Annotated in this window: 18 protein-coding genes; 5 read left to right on the forward strand and 13 right to left on the reverse strand. The window is 57.9% G+C overall.

Going from position 1 to position 20,874, the window contains the following annotated elements; translation table 11 throughout:
• Positions 1–118: 118 nt before the first annotated feature.
• Both nfuA and gntX read right to left on the reverse strand, forming a co-directional pair.
• Positions 119–694 carry a Fe-S biogenesis protein NfuA gene (nfuA, locus tag ACJBF3_RS14505; RefSeq protein ID WP_003861601.1) on the reverse strand — a complete coding sequence of 192 codons (576 nt, stop codon included), beginning with the start codon at positions 692–694 and terminating at the stop codon, positions 119–121.
• A 61-nt stretch (positions 695–755) separates the two neighbouring features.
• On the reverse strand, positions 756–1,439 hold the full coding sequence (gntX, locus tag ACJBF3_RS14510) for a DNA utilization protein GntX (RefSeq protein WP_045330444.1): 684 nt from the start codon (positions 1,437–1,439) through the stop codon (positions 756–758).
• A 36-nt stretch (positions 1,440–1,475) separates the two neighbouring features.
• On the opposite strand from gntX, the gene bioH reads away from it, so the two are divergent.
• The gene (gene bioH / locus ACJBF3_RS14515; protein ID WP_045330446.1) at positions 1,476–2,249 is read left to right on the forward strand and encodes a pimeloyl-ACP methyl ester esterase BioH; all 774 of its coding nucleotides are present in this window, start codon (positions 1,476–1,478) and stop codon (positions 2,247–2,249) included.
• Positions 2,250–2,360: 111 nt separating this feature from the next.
• Entirely contained in the window at positions 2,361–2,630 is a 270-nt protein-coding gene (locus ACJBF3_RS14520) for a DUF1471 domain-containing protein (RefSeq protein WP_045330447.1), read from the forward strand.
• Between the two features lie 33 nt (positions 2,631–2,663).
• Here the strand turns inward: ACJBF3_RS14520 and feoC are convergent, their stop codons facing one another.
• The 5 genes from feoC to greB form a co-directional block, all read right to left on the reverse strand.
• Entirely contained in the window at positions 2,664–2,900 is a 237-nt protein-coding gene (gene feoC, locus ACJBF3_RS14525) for a [Fe-S]-dependent transcriptional repressor FeoC (RefSeq protein ID WP_045330451.1), read from the reverse strand.
• Positions 2,901–2,910: 10 nt separating this feature from the next.
• A complete protein-coding gene (gene feoB / locus ACJBF3_RS14530; protein WP_045330453.1) occupies positions 2,911–5,229 on the reverse strand; it encodes a Fe(2+) transporter permease subunit FeoB in 2,319 nt (772 codons plus the stop codon).
• 30 nt (positions 5,230–5,259) lie between these two features.
• A complete protein-coding gene (gene feoA, locus ACJBF3_RS14535; RefSeq protein ID WP_008503050.1) occupies positions 5,260–5,487 on the reverse strand; it encodes a ferrous iron transporter A in 228 nt (75 codons plus the stop codon).
• Positions 5,488–5,803: 316 nt separating this feature from the next.
• Positions 5,804–8,134, reverse strand: a complete 2,331-nt coding sequence (locus tag ACJBF3_RS14540) for a Tex family protein (RefSeq protein ID WP_045330454.1) — start codon at positions 8,132–8,134, stop codon at positions 5,804–5,806.
• A gap of 88 nt (positions 8,135–8,222) precedes the next feature.
• Positions 8,223–8,696: a transcription elongation factor GreB gene (greB, locus tag ACJBF3_RS14545; RefSeq protein ID WP_014885539.1), complete on the reverse strand. Its 474-nt coding sequence runs from the start codon at positions 8,694–8,696 to the stop codon at positions 8,223–8,225.
• A 228-nt stretch (positions 8,697–8,924) separates the two neighbouring features.
• Here greB and ompR point away from each other — a divergent pair, with 228 nt between their 5' ends.
• Complete coding sequence (ompR, locus tag ACJBF3_RS14550; protein ID WP_001157751.1) at positions 8,925–9,644, forward strand: two-component system response regulator OmpR; 720 nt, start codon at positions 8,925–8,927, stop codon at positions 9,642–9,644.
• On the forward strand, positions 9,641–10,987 hold the full coding sequence (gene envZ, locus ACJBF3_RS14555) for a two-component system sensor histidine kinase EnvZ (RefSeq protein WP_045330456.1): 1,347 nt from the start codon (positions 9,641–9,643) through the stop codon (positions 10,985–10,987). Before ompR ends, envZ begins: the two co-directional genes overlap by 4 nt.
• A 66-nt stretch (positions 10,988–11,053) precedes the next feature.
• Here the strand turns inward: envZ and pckA are convergent, their stop codons facing one another.
• The 5 genes from pckA to ACJBF3_RS14580 form a co-directional block, all read right to left on the reverse strand.
• Positions 11,054–12,673, reverse strand: a complete 1,620-nt coding sequence (gene pckA, locus ACJBF3_RS14560; protein WP_045330457.1) for a phosphoenolpyruvate carboxykinase (ATP) — start codon at positions 12,671–12,673, stop codon at positions 11,054–11,056.
• 390 nt (positions 12,674–13,063) lie between these two features.
• Positions 13,064–13,948: an Hsp33 family molecular chaperone HslO gene (gene hslO / locus ACJBF3_RS14565; RefSeq protein ID WP_161799256.1), complete on the reverse strand. Its 885-nt coding sequence runs from the start codon at positions 13,946–13,948 to the stop codon at positions 13,064–13,066.
• 17 nt (positions 13,949–13,965) lie between these two features.
• A complete protein-coding gene (gene hslR / locus ACJBF3_RS14570; protein ID WP_023333710.1) occupies positions 13,966–14,367 on the reverse strand; it encodes a ribosome-associated heat shock protein Hsp15 in 402 nt (133 codons plus the stop codon).
• Positions 14,364–15,047, reverse strand: a complete 684-nt coding sequence (yrfG, locus tag ACJBF3_RS14575) for a GMP/IMP nucleotidase (RefSeq protein WP_045330459.1) — start codon at positions 15,045–15,047, stop codon at positions 14,364–14,366. Before yrfG ends, hslR begins: the two co-directional genes overlap by 4 nt.
• 65 nt (positions 15,048–15,112) lie before the next feature.
• Positions 15,113–17,248, reverse strand: coding sequence for an intracellular growth attenuator family protein (locus tag ACJBF3_RS14580; RefSeq protein WP_045330461.1), 2,136 nt, complete (start codon positions 17,246–17,248; stop codon positions 15,113–15,115).
• A gap of 321 nt (positions 17,249–17,569) precedes the next feature.
• On the opposite strand from ACJBF3_RS14580, the gene nudE reads away from it, so the two are divergent.
• Positions 17,570–18,130, forward strand: coding sequence for an ADP compounds hydrolase NudE (gene nudE / locus ACJBF3_RS14585; RefSeq protein WP_045330462.1), 561 nt, complete (start codon positions 17,570–17,572; stop codon positions 18,128–18,130).
• A 79-nt stretch (positions 18,131–18,209) separates the two neighbouring features.
• On the opposite strand, the gene mrcA is transcribed toward nudE, so the two are convergent.
• On the reverse strand, positions 18,210–20,762 hold the full coding sequence (gene mrcA, locus ACJBF3_RS14590) for a peptidoglycan glycosyltransferase/peptidoglycan DD-transpeptidase MrcA (RefSeq protein ID WP_045330464.1): 2,553 nt from the start codon (positions 20,760–20,762) through the stop codon (positions 18,210–18,212).
• Positions 20,763–20,874 lie beyond the last annotated feature (112 nt).

Genomic DNA, 20,874 nt, shown 5'->3' on the forward strand with positions numbered 1-20,874 from the left:
CATATAGAGGAGGAGCGGGGGGAAAACAAAAGCCGGGTGGCGGCTTCGCCTTACCCGGCCTACGATTCGTGTTTTGTAGGCCCGGTAAGCGCAGCGCCACCGGGCAAAGGCAGACGGCTTAGTAGTAAGAGTGCTCGCCGCGCTGGTGTTCGGTCAGATCGCGCACGCCTTTCAGTTCCGGGAACTCGTTCAGCAGCTGCTTCTCGATCCCTTCTTTCAGGGTCACATCCACCATTGAACAGCCGTTACAGCCGCCGCCAAACTGCAGGATCGCCAGGCCGTCTTCCGTGATTTCCATCAGGGAAACACGACCGCCGTGGCCCGCCAGCTGTGGGTTGATCTGGGATTGCAGCAGATACTCGACGCGCTCCATCAGCGGGGCATCGTCAGACACTTTACGCATCTTCGCGTTCGGTGCTTTCAGGGTCAGCTGAGAGCCCAGCTGATCGGTGACGAAGTCGATCTCCGCATCTTCAAGATACGGTGCGCTCAGCTCATCAACGTAGGCGGTGAGCTGTTCAAACTTAAGGGCAGTGTCGGTGGCTTCCACGGCGTCCGGAGGACAATAAGAAACACCACATTCTGCATTCGGCGTGCCTGGATTGATCACAAACACGCGGATCTGCGTCCCTTCTTCCTGATTTGCCAGCAGTTTGGCAAAGTGCGCTTGTGCAGAATCGGAAATACGGATCATAGCTTTGGCCTAATAGTTGACTAAATTACCTGGGTATAATCATACGCCCATTGAAGAAGGGCTACAAGGTACGGCACAGACACCATACCTGAACCGACGCGGCGCCGCTTCGCAAAAGCAGTCGGGAAAGTTCAGCAACGGTACTGCCCGTGGTGACGACATCATCCACAATCGCGATATGGAGACCGTCGACCGGCAATTCAAGGCGAAAGGCATTCTTGAGGTTTCTTTTGCGCTGCCGGGCGCTGAGCTGATGCTGGATGGCGGTGGCATGTACACGTGTTAGCGCACCGGCCTCGTACCGGCAGCCGAGCCACCGGGCGAGGGGGCGGCAGATCAGGTCACTCTGGTTATAGCCGCGCCGCCAGTGCCGACGTCGGTATAAGGGGACATTCACCACCATGTCGACTTTCGCCAGCGCCCGGTGACGTCGTGCCTGCAAAATCGCCAGCAACAGCAGGCGGGCAAGGGGCTGCGCCAGCGCGCTCTGCCCGGAAAACTTCAGCGCGTGAACCAGCCCGCTCAGCGGCGGAATATAATCATCCACCGCCACCAGCGCTTGCCACGGCGGGGATTTTTTCAGGCAACGGCCGCAGGGCAGCGAGGGATTAGTGGCCGGTAAACCACATTGCGGGCAGGTTCCGATTCGCCATTGCAGCGAGCGCGTGCAGACGGAGCAGATGCCCCAGGCGCTGAGGGCAAGCGGCATTTTGCATAGCCAGCACAAGCCGGGCACTGTTAGCATGTTCAACCTCCATGTCAAAAAAGAGAACAGTAACGGATGAATACGCTGTGGTGGCAGACCGTCGGGACAGGAAATTGCCATCTTGTGCTGCTGCACGGATGGGGCCTGAATGCGGAAGTGTGGCATTGCATAAGCGAGGAACTTGCCTCGCAATTTACATTGCATCTGGTTGATCTACCGGGGTATGGCCGTAGCCACGGCTATGGTGCGATGACGCTCGAAGAGATGGCGAAGGAGGTGGTTGACGCGGCGCCACAACATGCCATCTGGCTGGGCTGGAGTCTCGGCGGGCTGGTGGCAAGCCAGATTGCGCTTTCCTGGCCCGAACGCGTAAAGGCGCTGGTGACGGTGGCGTCGTCGCCCTGCTTTAGCGCGCAGGAAGCGTGGCCCGGTATTAAGCCTGACGTGCTGGCGGGCTTCCAGCAGCAGCTGAGCGACGATTTCCAGCGCACCGTAGAGCGGTTCCTCGCGCTGCAGACGATGGGGACGGAAACCGCGCGACAGGATGCCAGAGCGCTGAAGCAGGTGGTGCTCTCTTTGCCGATGCCGGACGTTGGGGTACTCAACGGCGGGCTTGAGATCCTGAAAACGGTCGACCTGCGCGAGCCGCTGGCCGCGCTGACGATGCCGCATCTGCGTATTTATGGCTATCTTGACGGCCTGGTGCCGCGCAAAGTGGTACCGCTTCTGGATGCGCTCTGGCCGGACAGCGAATCGCAGGTCATTGCCAAAGCCGCGCATGCCCCGTTTATCTCTCATCCGCCGGAGTTTTGTTCAGCGCTCGTTGCGTTAAGTCAACGTTTAGACTGATTATTTTCTATCCAGCCTGGAAAAAGTAACACACCGCAACCATACTCCAGATGTCGTTGCGGTTGTTCTGCCTACGATAATCAAAACAACAATCCTATGGAGAGTCAGGCTATGAAACTTGTTACAGGTATCGTCACTTCTCTGGTTATTGGGTCACTGTCCTTTGGCGTCTTTGCGGCAAAAGAGCTGGAAAAAGATAAAGTTGCCAGCATGAAACTGACTAAAGTCGGTGAAATTACGACGTCAGACACCACGGCTCCAATGGATGCGAAACGTGAATTGTCTAAAAAAGCGGATGAGCTGGGTGGGAAATATTACGTTATCACCAGCGCCGAGAAATATACCAAAAACGTACGCGCAACGGCGGACGTCTACAAGTAATACGATAAAGCCAGGCATCGCTGCCTGGCTTTATTAACGCAGTGCCCACCACTCTCTGAGGCAGGCCTTGCCTTCCGGACAGCTTTTACAGCTGCCGGAGAGACAGCCGTCCGCCTCTTCCTGAATCCGCACGGCTTTCCCCATGGCCTCCAGTCTTTCCAGCATGGCATCGATCATCGGCTGCGGCGTATTCAGGCTGAGGCTCAGCTGTTTCGCCTCCATCCGCCCCTGTAGGGCCAGCAGGTCACGAACCTGAATTAACGATGCCATGGAGTGCTCCTTAGTGACAGTCGCCCGCCGGGCTGTTGCAGCAGGTCGCGGCGGTTTTACGGTTTGCCAGCAGGTTGATGTCGACGCGGCTGCGCGCCCGGCGCAGAAGACCAAGAACAACCACGTTGAACAGCACGACCGCGAGAATGCAGATCAGGCTGTAGCGCGGGTGCAGGCTGAAGTTAACGGTTTGGTAAAACAGCGTCGCCAGCGAGTAGGCGATATTTAACCCCCACAGGATGGAGAAGCCCATCCAGCCGCGGCTGGATTCGCGGGCAATCGCCCCCATCACCGAGATGCACGGAATGTAGAGCAGAACAAAGATGAGGTAGCTGTAGGCCGCGGACGCGCTGCCAAATTTCTCGCCCATCACCCCCATGGCACCGGTCGCCATTTCGCCGTCGCCTTTGCTTGCCTCAATCGGGTTCGCCAGCACGCTCAGGCTGAAGGTGTCCTTCAGGCTGTGCCAGGTCTCCTCTACGGCACCCAGCAGTTCGTCACCGAGGTGAAACGCTGCCGGATTAAATTCCTGCTCCTGAATGTTCTCCGCGGTGTAAAGCGTGTTCAGGGTGCCGACAACCACCTCTTTCGCCATCGCGCCGGTGAACAGCCCGACGGTCGCCTGCCAGTTATCCTCATGTACGCCAATCGGCTTGAAGACCGGGGTGATGACGCGGCTGACGGAGGCGAGGGCAGAATCGTTGATATTATCCGCCGCCTGTCCGCTGAGGGTGAAGCTGTTTAGCGCGCTCAGAAAAACGCTGACGATAACAATCACCTTACCGGCGCGCAGGACAAAGCCTTTCAGGCGCTGCCAGGTCTGGATGACCAGGCTTTTCAGATGCGGAACGTGATACACCGGCAGTTCCATCACGAACGGTGACGCTTCCCCACGCATAATGGTGTGCTTCAGCATCAGACCCGTAAGGATAGCCATCACGATGCCCAGCACGTACAGCGAGAAGACCGCCAGCGCGCCCTGCTGCCCAAAGAACGCGGCGGCAAAGACGGCGAAGATGGCCAGACGGGCACCGCAGGACATAAAAGGCGCCATCATAATGGTCATCAGACGCTCGCGCGGGGCATCAAGCGTGCGAGCGCCCATCACCGACGGCACGTTGCAGCCGAAGCCGACAATCAGCGGGACGAAGGATTTGCCCGGGAGACCCAGCGCCTGCATCAGACGATCCATCACGAACGCGGCGCGCGCCATGTAGCCGGAATCTTCCAGGAACGAGAGGAACAGATACATCATGCCGATCTGCGGCACCAGCGGCAGAACGGTGTTGATACCGCCGCCAATCCCCTGTGCGAGAAAGACGGTTAACCATTCCGGGAAGTGCAGGGTGTAGCCCACCCACTGGATCCCGTGTACGAAGATCGCGACGGAACCGGCGTCGAAAATCGGCTGCAGCGCGCCGCCGATGTTAATGGCCAGCAGGAACATCACGTACATCACCAGCAGGAAGATGGGCAAACCGAGGAAGCGGTTAAGCACAACCTTATCCACCGCAGCCGTAAAGCGGCTGGGTTCTGCCGTCAGGGCGTTGCTGACCACGTCGCAAATCGAGGCGATGGCCTGGTAACGCGCATCGGCGATGTGTAGCGCCGGGTCGTCCAGCTCGTCGCTAAGACGAGCCATCGTCGCGTCCAGCTTATCTGCCGCATGCCCGGCGTAGGCGCGGCTGTAGATATCCCCTTCCAGCATCTGCAGGCCCAGCCACAGGCGCTGTTTCGCAGGCATGCTTTTGTCCATCTCCTGCGCCAGCAGATCGGCTTCACGCAGCAGCGGCTGCGCGTAATGCACCAGCTCAACGTCGCGATTGCCCGCGTGGCGATCGATCGCCAGCTTCAGGGCATCAATACCGCGAGCGCGCGTTGAAACCAGCGGGACCACCGGGCAGCCCAGGCGCGCGGAGAGCGCATCGACGTCGATGCGCAGCTTTTGTTTCTCCGCAATGTCGAGCATGTTGAGCGCCACGATGCAGGGAATACCCAGCTCCAGCAGCTGCAGCGTCAGGTAGAGGTTGCGCTCGAGGTTGGAGGCGTCGACCACGTTGATCAGCAGGTCCGCGTCACCGCTCAGAATGTAGTGGCAGGCAATTTGCTCATCGAGCGAGGTTTGCGACGAAATGGTGGTTAAGGAATAGGTGCCGGGAAGATCAACCAGGGTGACCTGATGGTCCGTTGTCGTGAACAGGCCTTCTTTACGCTCAACCGTCACGCCCGCCCAGTTGCCCACGCGCTGGCGCGCCCCGGTCAGCTGGTTAAAAAGCGTTGTCTTGCCGGAATTAGGATTGCCAATTAAGCCAATAGTTAACTTTTTCATTTTTTTAGACTCACTGAAACCGCTGGCTTGTTATCGGGATAAGGCTTCGACTTCTATTAACGCGAGGTCTTTCTTACGCAGGACCAGATTCACGCGCCGGGTTTCGATGTGAACCGGGTCACCTAACGGCGCCACGCGCACGACCTGAAATGACGAGCCGGGCAGCATGCCCAGCGACAGCAGCTTTTGCCGATAGGCCGGGCTAATTTCGCGGGTAAAACCGGTAATTTTCCACGCACTGTCTGGAGTGAATTGCATAACGCCTGATTCCACGAAAGGTTAAATTATCTACTATGGGATGATAATGAGAATAGTTTTTATCAGCAATATTAAAACTGTGACGGAATGTTGTTTACGGTATTAATTTGCGGGCCGTTTGACCTTGCTCAATATTTGCTGAAATGCGGGGATAAAGAGAAGAAGGGTATTTGTTAATGAAGTGATAATTAGTAGTTTAAATATGGATGCACTCTATTTGGTTTAATTCTTTGCGGCCTGCTTGCCGGGCGGCGCTGCGCTTGCCCGGCCTACAAAACCGTAGGCCCGGTAAGCGTAGCGCCACCGGGCGTTTAGATTAGCGCTTCTTGCCCATCGCGGCCGCCAGCGCATCCATCATCGCGCTGTTGCCCGCAGGCTGTGCCTCACGTCCGCGTGGTTTTGCCGCTTTGGCTGCCGGGCGTTGCTGCTCGCGGCCGCCGCCATTGCCGCCACGGCGTGCGTTGGTTTCGCCCGGCTGCTCGTCCAGACGCATGGTCAGGGCGATACGCTTACGCTGCAGATCCACTTCCAGCACTTTGACCTTCACGATTTCGCCCGCTTTGACCACGGTGTGCGGATCTTCAACGAACTTGTCGGCCAGGGATGAGATATGGACCAGACCGTCCTGATGCACGCCGATATCCACAAACGCACCGAAGTTGGTGACGTTGGTCACCGCCCCTTCCAGCACCATGCCTGGCAGCAGGTCGTTCATGGTTTCCACGCCGTCAGCAAAGGTCGCCGTTTTAAACTCAGGACGCGGATCGCGGCCCGGCTTTTCCAGCTCTTTGATGATATCGGTGACGGTAGGCACACCAAATTTGTCGTCGGTAAAGTCCACGGCCTTCAGGTTGCGCAGGGCGCTGCTGTCGCCCATGAGATCTTTAAGCGCCTGCTGGGTAGCGGCCAGGATGCGTTCCACCACCGGGTACGCTTCCGGGTGAACGGTAGAGGCGTCCAGCGGGTTATCGCCGTGGTTGATGCGCAGGAAGCCCGCGCACTGCTCAAAGGCTTTTGGCCCCAGACGGCTCACCTTCAGCAGCTGCTGACGGTTCTGGAACTGACCGTTCTCGTCGCGCCAGGCGACGATGTTCTGCGCCATCATGCGGGTTAAGCCCGCCACGCGGGTCAGCAGGGGAACGGAGGCGGTGTTCAGGTCCACGCCGACGGCGTTTACGCAGTCTTCCACCACCGCATCCAGCTTGCGCGCCAGCTGAGTCTGGCTCACGTCGTGCTGGTACTGGCCCACGCCGATAGATTTCGGATCGATCTTCACCAGCTCCGCCAGCGGATCCTGCAGACGGCGAGCGATAGAAACCGCGCCGCGCAGGGAAACGTCCAGATCCGGGAACTCCTGCGCCGCCAGTTCGGACGCGGAATAGACCGAGGCCCCCGCTTCGCTGACGATGACCTTCTGTGCCGTCACTTTCGGGAACTGCTTCTGCACGTCGAGGTAGAAACGCTCGGTTTCGCGGGACGCTGTGCCGTTGCCGATGGCGACCAGCTCGACGTTGTATTTTTCGCACAGAGCGGCAACCACAACGGCCGCTTTCGCTGCCTGGCCGGTGTGCGGGTAGATGGTGTCGGTGGCGACCAGCTTGCCGGTGCCGTCAACCACTGCCACCTTCACGCCGGTACGCAGACCCGGATCGAGACCCATGGTCGCGCGCAGGCCGGCAGGGGCGGCCATCAGCAGGTCGTGCAGGTTACGGGCGAAGACGTTGATGGCCTCATCTTCGGCGCGCTCGCGCACGGTGCCCATCAGCTCGGTTTCGAGGTGCATCAGCACCTTGATGCGCCAGGTCCAGCTCACCACGCCTTTACGCCAGCCGTCTGCCGGGGCGTTGTTCAGGCGCAGGCCGAGGTGGTCGATGATGATCTGCTCGCAGTGGCTCTCTTTCGGCGGCTCGTCAAACTGCGGGTCGGCGTTCAGGGAGAGCTGCAGCACGCCTTCGTTGCGGCCGCGGAACATCGCCAGCGCGCGGTGTGAAGGCGTGGTAGAAATCGGTTCGTGGTGATCGAAATAGTCGCGGAATTTCGCACCTTCATCCTCTTTACCCGCCACGACGGTAGAGACGATGTGCGCGTTTTTCCACAGGTAATCACGCACCTTAGCCAGCAGGGCGGCGTCTTCGGCGAAGCGCTCCATCAGAATGTAGCGTGCGCCGTCGAGGGCGGCTTTGGTGTCCGCGACGCCTTTGTCGGCGTCGATGAAGTTCGCCGCTTCGGTGTCCGGATCGTGGGACGGCTCGTTCCACAGCAGGTCGGCCAGCGGCTCAAGGCCCGCTTCGATCGCAATCTGCCCGCGCGTGCGGCGCTTCGGCTTGTACGGCAGATAGAGGTCTTCGAGTTCGGTTTTGCTCAGGGTGCCGTTAATGGCGTTTTCCAGTTCGCCGGTCAGCTTGCCCTGTTCGCCGATGGACTTGAGGATCGCCTGACGACGTTCTTCCAGCTCGCGCAGATAGCCCAGACGGGTCTCCAGGTTACGCAACTGCGTGTCGTCCAGACCGCCGGTGACTTCCTTACGATAGCGTGCAATGAACGGCACGGTGTTCCCTTCATCAAGCAGGCGAACGGCAGCTTCTACCTGTTCGGCTCTGGCCTGAATATCACCCGCAATAATGCGGCAGAGCGAATCTTTCATCATGGCTTTATCATCTGTTGAGTCGAAAAAATCAGGGGATAGTTATACGGGCTGACACGGCAAAATGCCAGCCGGGGAGGGCGCTCTCGGACTATTTTACGTAGACGATCTCATTAACGTACCAGCTGGCTTCACCGGCGGGCGTCTGCACGACGGCCAGATCGCCCACCTCCTTTTTCAGCAGCGCGCGGGCCATCGGGGAGTCGATGGAGATGTAATCCTTACGACCAAAAATTTCATCGTAGCCGACGATGCGAAAACGCAGGGTGTCACCGTCGTCGTTTTCAATCTCCACCCACGCGCCGAAGAACACTTTGCCCTCCTGCTGCGGGGAGTAATCGACGATTTTGAGGTTCTCCAGGCACTTCGTCAGATAGCGAACCCGGCGGTCAATCTCGCGTAGCCGCTTTTTGTTGTACTGATAGTCAGCGTTTTCGCTGCGATCGCCCAGGCTTGCCGCCCAGGTCACTTTTTTGGTCACTTCCGGGCGCTCTTCGCGCCAGAGGTAATCCATCTCTTTTTTGAGCTTCTCATACCCTTCGCGGGTGATCAGGGGCGTTTTCATGGTAAAGCCTTTGCTGCCGGTTTTCTGTCTTGCGCACAATACGTACCACACAGTGTAACAGACAGGATTAATAATGATTTATGTGATGAAATGAGCAGATAAGCTGCTGTTAAATATGCTTTGTAACAATTTCGACTAGAATTTATACCAGAATTAACTGGTCGAATACGTGCACTTTTTTAGAATACGCTGTTACAAAGACTATCCGAACCTTTGGGAGTACACACAATGCAAGAGAACTACAAAATTCTGGTCGTGGATGACGACATGCGCCTGCGTGCGCTGCTGGAGCGTTATCTGACCGAGCAGGGCTTCCAGGTTCGTAGCGTCGCGAACGCTGAGCAGATGGACCGTCTGCTGACCCGTGAATCTTTCCACCTGATGGTGCTCGACCTGATGCTGCCGGGCGAAGACGGGCTTTCTATCTGCCGCCGTCTGCGCAGCCAGAGCAACCCGATGCCGATCATCATGGTGACGGCGAAGGGCGAGGAAGTTGACCGTATCGTGGGCCTCGAAATCGGCGCGGACGACTACATTCCAAAACCGTTTAACCCGCGCGAGCTGCTGGCGCGTATTCGCGCCGTGCTGCGCCGTCAGGCGAACGAACTGCCGGGCGCGCCGTCGCAGGAAGAAGCCGTCATTGCGTTCGGCAAGTTCAAGCTGAACCTCGGCACGCGCGAGATGTTCCGTGAAGACGAGCCTATGCCGCTTACCAGCGGCGAGTTTGCGGTACTGAAAGCGCTGGTCAGCCACCCGCGTGAACCGCTTTCCCGCGACAAGCTGATGAACCTGGCGCGCGGTCGTGAATACTCCGCAATGGAACGCTCTATCGACGTGCAGATCTCCCGCCTGCGCCGCATGGTGGAAGAAGATCCTGCTCATCCTCGCTATATTCAGACCGTATGGGGTCTGGGCTACGTGTTCGTCCCGGACGGCTCTAAAGCATGAGGCGAATGCGCTTCTCGCCGCGTAGCTCGTTTGCCCGCACTCTGTTACTGATCGTCACCCTGCTGTTCGTCAGCCTGGTGACGACCTACCTGGTGGTGCTGAACTTTGCGATCCTGCCGAGCCTCCAGCAGTTTAATAAGGTCCTGGCCTACGAAGTCCGTATGCTGATGACCGACAAACTGCAGCTGGAGGACGGCACGCAGCTCGTCGTTCCCCCGGCGTTTCGCCGTGAAATCTACCGTGAGCTGGGCATTTCGCTCTACTCGAACGAAGCGGCGGAGGACGCGGGCCTGCGCTGGGCGCAGCATTACGAATTCCTCAGCCAGCAGATGGCGCAGCAGCTGGGGGGCCCGACGGAAGTGCGCGTTGAGGTCAACAAAAGCTCGCCCGTCGTCTGGCTGAAAACCTGGCTGTCACCCAACATCTGGGTGCGTGTCCCGCTGACGGAAATCCATCAGGGCGACTTCTCGCCGCTGTTCCGCTATACCCTGGCGATCATGCTGCTGGCGATAGGCGGCGCGTGGCTGTTTATCCGCATACAGAACCGACCGCTGGTCGACCTGGAGCACGCTGCGCTGCAGGTCGGTAAAGGGATTATTCCGCCTCCGCTGCGCGAGTATGGCGCCTCGGAAGTCCGCTCGGTGACGCGCGCGTTTAACCATATGGCGGCAGGGGTGAAGCAGCTGGCAGATGACCGTACGCTGCTGATGGCGGGCGTCAGTCACGACCTGCGCACGCCGCTGACGCGCATCCGCCTGGCGACGGAGATGATGGGCGAGCAGGACGGTTATCTTGCCGAGTCCATCAACAAGGATATCGAAGAGTGCAACGCCATCATTGAGCAGTTCATCGACTACCTGCGCACCGGGCAGGAGATGCCGATGGAGATGGCGGATCTCAACGCGGTGCTGGGCGAAGTGGTGGCGGCGGAAAGCGGCTACGAGCGCGAGATTGATACCGACCTTCAGGCGGGCGAGATTCAGGTACGCATGCACCCGCTCTCCATTAAGCGCGCGATCGCCAATATGGTGGTTAACGCGGCGCGCTACGGCAACGGCTGGATTAAGGTCAGCAGCGGGTCCGAACTCAACCGCGCCTGGTTCCAGGTGGAAGACGACGGTCCGGGCATCAAGCCCGAGCAGCGTAAGCATCTGTTCCAGCCGTTTGTGCGCGGCGACAGCGCGCGCAGCACCAGCGGCACGGGCTTAGGCCTGGCGATTGTTCAGCGTATTGTGGATAACCATAACGGACTGCTGGAGATTGGCACCAGCGAGCGGGGTGGGTTGAGCATACGCGCCTGGCTGCCGGTGCCGGTCACGCGAGGGCAGGTGAAAGAGAGTTAAAAAAAGGGTGGCATTCGCCACCCTTTTTCGTAGGTCGGGTAAGGCGAGGCCGCCACCCGACATGGACTACAGTTTTGGACCCGCGCTCACCAGCGCAGCACCCGCCGGGGTATCGGTATACTTCTCAAAGTTTTCAATAAACAGCTTCGCCAGTGATTCCGCCTTCTCGCGCCACTGCTCCGGCGAACCGTACGTGTTGCGCGGGTCGAGGATATGCGTATCCACACCCGGCAGCGACGTTGGGATCGCCAGGTCAAACATCGGCAGCGTGAAGGTTTCGGCGTCGTCCAGAGAACCATCCAGAATAGCGTCGATAATCGCGCGGGTATCTTTGATTGAGATACGTTTGCCGGTACCGTTCCAGCCGGTGTTCACCAGGTAGGCCTGTGCGCCGGATGCCTGCATGCGTTTCACCAGCACTTCAGCGTACTGCGTCGGGTGCAGCGACAGGAAGGCCGCGCCGAAGCAGGCGGAGAAGGTTGGGGTTGGCTCGGTCACGCCGCGCTCGGTACCCGCCAGTTTGGCCGTAAAGCCAGAGAGGAAGTGGTACTGCGTCTGGCTGGCCGTCAGGCGAGACACCGGAGGCAGCACGCCGAACGCATCCGCCGTCAGGAAAATCACCTTCGTGGCATGGCCCGCTTTTGACACCGGCTTCACGATGTTGTCGATGTGGTAGATCGGATAAGAGACGCGGGTGTTTTCGGTTTTCGAGGCATCGTCGAAGTCGATAGAGCCGTCGGCACGCACGGTGACGTTTTCCAGCAGCGCATCGCGACGGATCGCGTGGAAGATATCCGGCTCGGCCTCTTCAGACAGGCGAATGGTCTTCGCGTAGCAGCCGCCTTCAAAGTTAAACACGCCGTCATCGTCCCAGCCGTGTTCGTCATCGCCAATCAGACGACGTTTTGGATCGGTCGACAGGGTGGTTTTCCCGGTGCCGGACAGGCCGAAGAACACCGCCACGTCGCCTTTCTCGCCGACGTTCGCCGAGCAGTGCATGGAGGCGATGCCGCGCAGCGGCAGCAGGTAGTTCATCACCGAGAACATCCCTTTCTTCATTTCGCCGCCGTACCAGGTACCGCCGATCAGCTGGATACGCTCGGTCAGGTTGAAGGCAACAAAGTTTTCGGAGTTCAGACCCTGCTCTTTCCACTGTGGATTCGTGCACTTCGCGCCGTTCATCACGATGAAATCCGGGGTGAAATCCTGCAGCTCTTCGTCGGTTGGACGAATAAACATGTTCTTAACGAAATGCGCCTGCCAGGCCACTTCGGTAATGAAACGTACGGAGAGACGGGTGTCGGCGTTAGCGCCGCAGAAAGCGTCGACAATGAACAGACGCTTGCCGGAAAGTTGATGGGTGACGAGCCCTTTGAGGTGCAGCCAGGTTTCCGGGGAGAGCGGTTTGTTGTCGTTCTTCCCTTTGCCCTTATCAGCCCACCACAGCGTATCGCGGGTGGTGTCGTCTCGGACGATATACTTATCTTTCGGCGAACGACCGGTAAAAATACCGGTATCGACGGCGATAGCACCAAGATTCGTCAACACACCACGCTCGTATCCTTCCAGTGCTGGATTGAGCTCTTCCTGATACAGCGTATCGTAGTCGGGGTTGTAGACGATTTCCTGGACGTCGTGAATACCATAAGCCTTGAGATCTTGCGGGGTTAAACCAGTAACACGCATATCACTGCTCCTTAGCCAATATGTACTGCCTGAAATTGTAGGGTTTTTCTGAGGTTGTTTACCGCGACGGGGCTCATAGATTCATGCATCTGGACAAAACCCTTACTAACGGATAACGCTGCGACTCCAGTCGCGGCGCAGGCGGATTATCGCAGGAATCGCTTTTTGGTTGGGGAAAATGTTCCGAAAAGGTTAAATGCTGGTGATTTTATCGGAAAGAATGTGAATGTAATCGCATACACGTAAGAAAATTACGTAAGAGTTACATTGGGAAAACGATTCAGCTTGAGGGGGGTTTTTACCCCTCACCCTAACCCTCTCCCCAAAGGGGAGAGGGAACTAATACACCCTCTCCCCTTTGGGGAGAGGGTAGGGTGAGGGGAAAGAGGCTTAGTGAACCTGCGGATCCGCCGGGGAGGCGTTGTTGCGGATCTCAGCGATATCCATTGAATTGAACACATAGTGCGTACCGCAGTAGTCACAGTGCATATCAATTTCGCCGTCTTCCGCCATGATGCTGTCGATCTCTTCATCCGGCAGGGTTTTCAGCGCGCCTGCGCAGCGCTCGCGGGAGCAGGTGCACTTAAATTCCACGGACTGCGGGTCGTAGACGGTCACTTCTTCTTCGTGGTACAGACGCCACAGCACGTCGGTCGCCGACAGGGTGAACAGCTCATCCGCTTTGATGGTTTCGGTCAGCGTTGCCAGGTGCTCAAAGTCGTTGGTCTGCGCATCCTGAGCAGGCAGAACCTGCAGCAGCATACCGCCCGCGGCAGGCTGGCCGTCCACTTCACCGGTGCGGATGAACAGACGCGTCGGCAGCTGTTCAGAACGCATGAAGTAATCTTCCAGGCAGGCTGCGAGGGTATCGCCTTCCAGACCCACCACGCCCTGATAGCGTTCACCTTCCTCAGGGGAGATGGTGATCACCAGGTAGCCATTCCCTACCAGCGTTTTGAGGTCAGCGTTTTCAGGCACGTCGCCCTGAACGCGCGCCACGCCGCGCATCTGCTGCTGGTTATTGCCGTTGATCACCGCCAGCGTCATCGGGCCGTCCCCCTGCAGCTGCACGGTGATATCACCGGCAAATTTCAGCGTTGCGGTCAGCAGGCTGGTGGCAACCAGCAGTTCGCCCAACAGGGTCTTCACCGGCAGCGGGTAGTTGTGGTTTTCCAGAATCTGTTTCCAGGTTTCGGATACGGTGACCAGCTCGCCGCGCACGGCGAATTGTTCAAACAGATAGCGGTGTAATTGGTCGTGTTGGGCCATTTTCATCTCTCGTGCGGGTGAGGTTACTCGGTCTCACCGTGTTTAAATTTCATCAGATCGCGGCGCTCTTTTTTGTCCGGACGCCGGTCCGGGTGGGGCATGGTCAGCGCATTCATTTTGCGCGCCAGCGCGGTCTTCTCGCGCTTTTCAATGCTCTCTGCCGTCTCTTCATAAAGCAGTACGGCTTCCGTTGCGGGCCGCCGCTGTTCGGTAATGGCTTTAATCACCACCGTACGTTCATCGTTGCCCTGACGCAGCGTTAAAGTGGCATTCAGCTCAACCAGCTTGCTCGGCTTGCTGCGCTGGCCGTTGTAATGCACTTTACCGCCGTCAACCATCTCGCGGGCAAGGGCGCGCGTTTTATAAAAACGGGCTGCCCACAGCCATTTATCCAGTCTTACCCCGTCTGAGGGTTTTTCTTTCATGGCGTCTCCTTCACGGTCAGCGAGGGGATCATCTGGCGATAGTCGTTCAGTCCCGGGTGGCGCAGATAGCTTTTTTCAGCCAGGCCAGAGTCAGGATTGGTGACGCCCAGACAGTAGCGAATGCCAAATTTTGCCGCGGAATCCAGAATGGGTTCGCTGTCATCAATGAACAGCGTGCGTTCCGGCTGCAAACCCGTCTCTTCTTTCACCGCATGCCACAAACGCTGATCCTCTTTCGGATAACCAAATGTGTGGGTGGAAAGTAATAAATCAAGGTGCGACGCCAGACCCGTGTGCTCCAGCTTCACCGCCAGGTTATGCGGATGCGCGTTGGTCAGCAAAATACGGCGCTTGCCGCTGGCTTTCAGCGCATCCAGGAAGGGCACGGTATCCTCGCGCAGAACGGCGCGTGGGCCCTGGGCGGTGGTCATGGCACAAATATCCAGACCGAGGCGCTCGCTCCAGTAGTCAAGACAGTACCAGTTTAGCGTATGTTGGACCGCGCTATATTGCGAACGAATGAATGCCTGCGCTTCTGCCGGGGAGATCCCCTGCTGCTCGCCATAGGTTTCAGGAACCAGCGTTTGCCAGAAATAGTTATCAAAGGCGAGATCGAGCAGCGTGCCGTCCATATCCAGCAGAACGGTATCAACCTCCTGCCAGGCGATATCAAGATGCATAGGGGAACTCCAGCCAGAAGAAACGTGCGCGACAGGGTAGCACATCTTGTCGCGCAACGACGTTATCAGATCAGGCTCTCAGACGAGGGGATCAGCTTAGGATTGAGGCAGTTTTCATAATATTGCTGGATGTCGGCAAGCCGCGTACGCGAGCGCTGGTAGCGGCGCAGGGCCATAAAGCCGTTCCAGAAAATGGCGATCAGCATGGCGGTCATCAGCATAGAGGTGCCGATGTAACGCCACAAACCCGCACTGTCCGGCATCCGGTGCAGGCCGATATGGCGCGTGCCGTTGGCATCGGTGTAGATGCTTGTGACAATCCCTTCGGCGCTGAACGGCGTTTGCATCAGCATCTGCGCCAGGCGCTGGAATTGGCTCCACTGCTCCTGCGCCGGGTAGTCATACAGCGCAACCTGCGGGTAAGGCTGATCGACCAGGTCGCTGCCCTCGTCGCTGACAATCACAAACCCGCCCGGTGCCGGGCTGTTCAGCGCCTGAGCCGCACGGGTGGTCTCGCGCATCATGAACGGCGAGGTTGAGGTAGCGACCAGGTTATCCAGCGATTCAGCACTCACCGGACGCAGCAGCACGTTGACGCCGTCTAGCCGTCCCGCTTCGGCGCGTTTTACCAGCGAGTCCCAGTCTTTGCTGTTGCCGAGGTTTACCAGGGCGTTTTTAAGACGTATGCATTCATCCTGTGAGGAGCATAAATCCTGCGTTTTCAGGACGATGTCGCCAAAGTCATCCAGCAGGACCATGCCTGATTTCTGAATGGCCGAGCGCAGAGCCGGACTGACGCGCGAATCATCGTCCGGTTTCGGGTGCAGCTGGCGGTTCACCGTCTGGGTGAGGGCCGTGGCTTTATTCACCACTTCGGATTCCGGCAGCGGCAGCGGCGGCGCGTCGTTCCAGACAATTTGCGAGCAATCGAACGGCATGAACGGTGAGCTCTGGCGCGTGTTCCACGCCCCCGGCGCGTGAATATTACACATCCCGGTACCCTTCAGGCGCAGCGTGTCTCCCACGCGCACACCGGCTTGATCCAGTTTGTTGACGCTGGTGGCTTCAATGGTTTGCGCCCCTTTAATCCACGACAGGGTGAATTTGATGGGCATATCCAGCGGCACGAAAAGCAGCAGCATGACCAGGACCAGCGCCGCGCCCCCGGCAATGACCGCGCTGCGCAGCCAGTGCTGAAGCGGAAAATTTTTTACTTCATCATGCAGGGACAAGAAGCGCCCCTGACGCACAACGTGGCGGTCAAGGTAGATATCAATATCGGTTTTCTGCCCTAAGTCCTGCGCGATCCACGGCTGCCAGTGGCGCGGGTAGATCAGGTCGATAATGCCGAGTGAGATATTGTTGAGATGTTCCTGATCGTTCTCACCGAACAGGCCCCAGCGCTTTGGCGTACCGCGCAGGCAGTGGATTTCGCGCAGCGAGGTTTTAGCGGGTGGGGCAAAGAGGCCCCAAAGCCCGCCCGCCAGCAGCAGCACAGCGCCTCCAGCCAGCCAGGGAACAAACACATCCGGCGTCAGCAGGCAGAAAAAAAAGAGCAGGAAGGCAGCGACGATCAGAACAGCTTCACGGATGCCGTCCGGGCGGCTCAGGGCATACTCTTCATGCGTCTCCTGGCGAATGTTCAGCAGTTCGATCTGCTCTGTCTCTTCGCCACGAATGGAAGCCTGCTTCGAGCTCGCCCGCTCCAGGGCAAAGCGCGGGGCTTCCTGAAGGTATTCATTCAGCGTGTGGCCGTTAAGCGAGATAACCAGAGGTAACGAGTCGGTGTGAATTAGCTCAACGCTGTTTTCGTCATTAATGTACTGCTCCCAGGACGGGGGCAGATGCACTTCGACAGAATCAAGGTAATAGCGCCATTTATTGGGGTCATCAGTGGTGATGCCGTAGCGCGTGATGGAGCGCGTGACGCAGAGCACGGTATCGCTTTGCGCATTCAGCTTTAGCGCGACGGGCGCAGCGGTGGCTCCCGTTGGCCCAGGCGTTAACTGAGAACGGTTCAGAATTTCGAGATAGTTTTCAACCGCATCGCGCTCGTCTTGCGTGAGTTTACGCGTGCTTGCTCCCGCGAATGCATTTAAAAAGGGCAGACGATAGCGGCGCTGTGCGCGGCGCCTGTACAACCACCCTCCAACCAATGCGCTGGCCAGCATAGCAGCGAGAACAATCAAAATGGTGCTCATGCTTTCCCCATCTTACTTATCTTACAGGTGTAGTCTGCAGCACCTTTCCATTGAACGAGAATCTGAGGTTGGCTATCGGCAAGTATGGAGTCGAACTTGAGCATTCTGAAGCGCATCCCAGTGACCGGTGATGATAGCAAAGCCTGTTATGGCGCGATATCAGCAAATTCCTGGAAACATTTCAACCTCTTGACATTTGTTTTGAATTGAGGATTGATCCCAGTTACGTTGCATAAATGTAAATAAAGAACGATTGACATTGCCGAAACCGTGCGGCGTATCGCACAATAACGCCAGTTCTCACTGCTAAGACCCATCACGATGAGCAAACCATTACAAAAACCCACCATTCTGAATGTTGAAACTGTCGCCAAATCGCGCCTGTTTAATGTCGAAAGTGTGGACCTGGAGTTCAGCAACGGTGTGCGTCGCGTTTATGAACGTATGCGCCCCTCTTCGCGTGAAGCGGTGATGATTGTTCCCATTATCGACGATCACCTGATTTTGATCCGCGAATACGCTGTGGGAACCGAATCTTACGAGCTCGGTTTCTCGAAAGGGCTTATCGACCCGGGTGAAACCGTCTTTGAAGCGGCCAACCGCGAGCTGAAAGAAGAGGTGGGCTTTGGCGCGAATGCGCTTTCATTCCTGAAAAAGCTGAGCATGGCGCCGTCCTATTTTTCCAGCAAAATGAATATCGTGGTGGCGGAAGATCTCTATCCTGAATCGCTGGAAGGGGATGAGCCGGAGCCGCTGCCGCAGGTTCGCTGGCCGCTGGCGCACCTGATGGATCTGCTGGAAGACCCTGACTTTAATGAGGCTCGCAACGTGAGCGCGCTGTTCCTGGTACGGGAGTGGCTGAAGGGGCAGGGGCGACTGTAGGCCATAAAAAAGCCGGGTGGCGGCTTCGCCTGACCCGGCCTGCGATTCTGTGCCCGGTTCTTACCGGGCATTTTTATGCTTAGAACAGCTCGTGCGTCTCGCCGTTATCGATAATCTCTGTACCCACCTCATGCACCGCCTGCGTGGTTGGCTGGGTGCCCTCGATGAAATACTCTTCGCGACTGTTACCGCCGTTGGCAAGCTGGCCCGTGCTGCGGTCGATATTGACCGTCACCACGCCCGGCGGTGGCGTCAGCGGCTGCTCCGGCACGCCTTGAAGAACGGATTTCATATAGGCGTCCCAGGCCGGCTGTGCGCTCTTCGCGCCGCCTTCGTAGCCGGAAATCTGATCTTTAATCGCACCGGAGGCCGTCGTACGGCCCAGGTCGCGGCGGTGATCGTCGAAGCCGATCCAGACCGATGTCACCACGCCCGGCCCGTAACCGGAGAACCACGCATCTTTCGAACTGTTGGTGGTCCCCGTTTTACCGCCGATATCATGGCGCTGTAAATCACGCCCTGCACGCCAGCCGGTACCCTGCCAGCCCGGTTCACCGAAGATGTTGGTGTTCAGCGCGCTTTTGATCAGGAACGACAGCGGCGTGTTGATCACATGCGGGGCATACTCCGGCGCGCCGGTCTGCGCGACCAGCGACTGGTTAGCCTGCTCCAGCTGCGGCTGCGGCACGACGATGTTTGGCTGCTCCTGAGATACGGCTGGGTCTTCCATGTCCTTGTTTTCAAGCACGTCGGATTTCGGCGTATTGCCGTAAATTACCGGAATATCGCAGTCAGGACAGGCAATCTTCGGCTTCGCCTCGAACAGCACGCCGCCCTGATCGTTTTCGATCTTGCTGATGAAGTACGGGTCAATCAGGAAGCCGCCGTTGGCCATTACCGAGTAGCCACGTGCAACCTGAAGCGGCGTAAAGGAAGCGGAGCCTAACGCCAGCGACTCGGTGCGAACGATGTTCTGCGCCGGGAAACCGAAGCGCTGCAGATACTCTGCGGCATAGTCGACGCCCATCGCGCGCATGGCGCGCACCATCACCACGTTTTTCGACTGCCCCAGGCCCTGACGGAGACGAATAGGACCGGCATACTCCGCAGGGGAGTTCTTCGGCTGCCAGTCGGAACCGGCACCGGCATCCCAGCGTGAGATTGGCACGTCGTTAAGGATGCTGGCGAGGGTCAAGCCCTTATCCATCGCGGCCGTGTAGAGGAACGGTTTGATATTGGAACCAACCTGACGCAGCGCCTGGGTGGCGCGGTTAAATTTGCTCTGGTTGAAATCAAACCCGCCGACCAGGGCCAGGATTGCGCCGTTCTGCGGGTTGATAGAGACGAGGGCCGAGTTGACGTCCGGCACCTGCGCCAGCCACCAGGATTCCCCCACCTTGCGCACCCAAATTTGCTGCCCGGCCTGTACGGCATCGGTCACTTTACGCGGCGTGGCGCCCTGCAGGGTATCCGAACGGTACGGACGCGCCCAGCGGACACCGTCCATACGCAGGGAGACGGAGGTACCGTCCGCGAGTGTCGCCACGGCTTCCTGAGGATCGGCCTGCGTCACCACGGCTGGAAGGAGCGGGCCATAGGTGGGCAGCGCCTTCAGCGTATTGATGATTTTTTTGCTGTCCCACGCGCTTTCACCCACTTTCCATAGCACGTTTGACGGGCCGCGATAGCCGTGACGCATATCGTAGTCCATCACGTTGTTCCGCACCGCTTCCTGCGCCGCCTGCTGGACTTTGCGGGTGACGGTGGTGTACACGCGATAGCCATCTTCATAGGCCTTGTCGCCATAGCGATTCACCATCTCCTGACGAACCATCTCGGTCAGGTAAGGAGATGCAAAGGCGATTTCAGGGGCGTGGTAGTTAGCGTCAATGACGTCACTACGCGCCTGGTCGTACTCGCTCTGGCTGATATAGCCTTCGCTCAGCATACGTGACAAAACGACGTTACGACGCGCGGTGGCGCGATCGAGCGAATAGAGCGGGTTGAACGTGGACGGCGCTTTCGGTAAACCAGCGATGGTCGCCATTTCGCTTAGGGTGAGTTGTTCAACAGGCTTACCGAAGTAGACCTGTGCGGCAGCCCCCACGCCGTACGCGCGGTAGCCCAGGTAGATTTTGTTGAGATACAGCTCAAGGATTTCGTCTTTGCTCAGCAGCTGCTCAATGCGGATCGCAAGAAACACCTCTTTGATCTTACGTATCAGCGTCTTTTCAGGGCTAAGGAAGAAGTTACGCGCCAGCTGCTGCGTAATGGTACTCGCCCCCTGGGAGGCGTGGCCCGAGAACAGCGCAATGCTTGCGGCACGGAAAATCCCCACCGGATCGACACCGTGGTGCTCGTAAAAACGGCTGTCCTCCGTGGCGATAAAGGCTTTCACCATCACGGGTGGAATTTGGTTTAAGGTCAGCGGGATACGACGCTTCTCGCCATACTGCGCCATCAGCTCGCCATCGGCGCTATAGACCTGCATCGGGATCTGGAGGCGCACATCGCGAAGCGTGGCGACATCAGGCAGCTGTGGCTCAATATATTTGTACAAACCGTAAATCGAGCCTGCTCCCAGCAGAATGCAACAAACTGCAAGGATGAATAAATACTTTACGAACTTCACCGGAGATTTCCCATTTGGTTTTACTTGGGCAGTTTCTAAACAATCGCGCAGTAGTATAAAGGCAAGCCTGATTCATTGATATAGCCGTCAAGGAGACGGGCGATAAGGAGAT

The organism is Enterobacter sp. PP-008-ECC_S150, from assembly GCF_045257065.1.
Classification (GTDB): domain Bacteria; phylum Pseudomonadota; class Gammaproteobacteria; order Enterobacterales; family Enterobacteriaceae; genus Enterobacter; species Enterobacter chengduensis.